This is a genomic window from Mycobacterium sp., assembly GCF_049683355.1.
Lineage (GTDB): Bacteria > Actinomycetota > Actinomycetes > Mycobacteriales > Mycobacteriaceae > Mycobacterium.
Window position 1 is genome coordinate 1 of sequence record NZ_JBAUJB010000272.1, and the last position, 2,021, is coordinate 2,021.

The window sequence follows — 2,021 nt, forward strand, 5'->3', positions numbered from 1 at the left end:
TCCGTCGCCGAGCCGTTGACCGTGGCAGGCTGACCGTACAGGCGTGACGTCCGTCGACGACTGCAAAGTGGCATCGGCAGCAGGGGGAATCGCGATGATGGTTGGGTTACGGCCTGGCGCCGTCAGGATCGCGCTGGCCGCGTCGGCCGCCGTGATGTTGACGCAGATCGCCTCACCCGCGGTCAGCGGTGCCGACGTGGTCTGTCCGGTCGGGATGTACTGGGACGTCTACACCGCCCAGTGCCTCTACTACGACGTGAACGTGTACCTGAACCCCCCGAATCCGGTCGTGGGTCCGGTCGGCCCGGTGGGCGTCGGGGGAGTGGTCGGTCCGGTCGGCCCCGGACCGGTGGGTCCCGGTCCGGTCGGTCCCGGCCCGATAGGGCCCGGTCGTCGCTGACCCGGCATCAGGGACCGGCGGCCTGCGGGCCGATACCGGTATCGTGAACGGTGCCCTCGGGCACTGCTTCAGGACCTGGAGTTTCGGTTGCGGACATCCGCCGGAGCGGTAACGGCGACGACACGCCAGAGACACGGTGTTGCCTTCGCGGCCATGCGGGGCGCATCAGGCGATATGTTGACGCAACCACACCTGAATACCACCGGCGCGATTCGGCATTATCGGTCGCACGGTGCCGGAACAAGCGGGTAGCGTCGGGATAACGCCCGGTGCGACGCACCGAACAGATTGATCAGCGACTGCCGACAGGAAGTAGGACACCAGCACCATGGCACGCATTGGAGACGGCGGTGACCTGCTCAAGTGTTCGTTCTGCGGCAAGAGCCAAAAGCAGGTGAAGAAGCTCATCGCGGGTCCGGGCGTCTACATCTGTGATGAGTGCATCGACCTGTGCAACGAGATCATCGAGGAGGAGCTCGCCGACGCTGACGACGTCAAGCTCGACGAGCTGCCCAAGCCCGTCGAGATCCGCGACTTCCTCGAGGGCTATGTGATCGGTCAGGACACCGCCAAGCGGACGCTCGCCGTGGCCGTATACAACCACTACAAGCGCATCCAGGCCGGCGAGAAGACGCGGGATTCGCGCGCCGAGCCGGTCGAGCTGTCCAAGTCCAACATCCTGATGCTCGGCCCCACCGGCTGCGGCAAGACCTACCTGGCGCAGACGCTGGCCAAGATGCTCAACGTGCCGTTCGCGATCGCCGACGCCACCGCGCTCACCGAAGCCGGCTACGTCGGCGAGGACGTCGAGAACATCCTGCTGAAGCTGATCCAGGCCGCCGACTATGACGTCAAGCGCGCCGAGACCGGCATCATCTACATCGACGAGGTCGACAAGATCGCCCGCAAGAGCGAGAACCCGTCGATCACCCGCGACGTCTCCGGGGAGGGCGTGCAGCAGGCGCTGCTGAAGATCCTCGAGGGCACGCAGGCCTCGGTTCCCCCGCAGGGCGGCCGCAAGCACCCGCACCAGGAGTTCATCCAGATCGACACCACCAACGTGCTGTTCATCGTGGCGGGGGCGTTCGCCGGGCTGGAGAAGATAGTCTCCGACCGCGTCGGTAAGCGCGGTCTGGGCTTCGGCGCCGAGGTGCACTCCAAGGCCGAGATCGACACCCAGGACCACTTCGCCGAGGTCATGCCCGAAGACCTGATCAAGTTCGGGCTCATCCCCGAGTTCATCGGACGGCTGCCCGTCGTGGCGTCGGTGACGAACCTGGACAAGGAATCGCTCGTCAAGATCTTGTCGGAGCCCAAGAACGCGTTGGTCAAGCAGTACACCCGGCTCTTCGACATGGACGGCGTGGAGCTGGAATTCAACGAGGACGCGCTCGAGGCGATCGCCGATCAGGCCATCCATCGCGGCACCGGTGCCCGCGGGTTGCGCGCGATCATGGAGGAAGTCCTGCTGCCGGTGATGTACGACATCCCCAGCCGCGACGACGTCGCCAAGGTCGTCGTCACCAAGGAGACCGTCGAAGACAACGTGCTGCCGACCATCGTGCCGCGCAAGCCACCGCGTAACGAGCGGCGCGAGAAGAGCGCCTAGTTCACGTACGGC

At 65.5% G+C, this 2,021-nt stretch carries 2 protein-coding genes; both read left to right on the forward strand.

What is annotated here, in order from left to right; genetic code table 11:
- Positions 1 to 43: 43 nt before the first annotated feature.
- Positions 44 to 400, forward strand: a complete 357-nt coding sequence (locus WA944_RS16125; RefSeq protein WP_526647128.1) for a hypothetical protein — start codon at positions 44 to 46, stop codon at positions 398 to 400.
- A 328-nt stretch (positions 401 to 728) separates the two neighbouring features.
- Positions 729 to 2,009, forward strand: a complete 1,281-nt coding sequence (clpX, locus tag WA944_RS16130; protein WP_526647129.1) for an ATP-dependent Clp protease ATP-binding subunit ClpX — start codon at positions 729 to 731, stop codon at positions 2,007 to 2,009.
- Positions 2,010 to 2,021 lie beyond the last annotated feature (12 nt).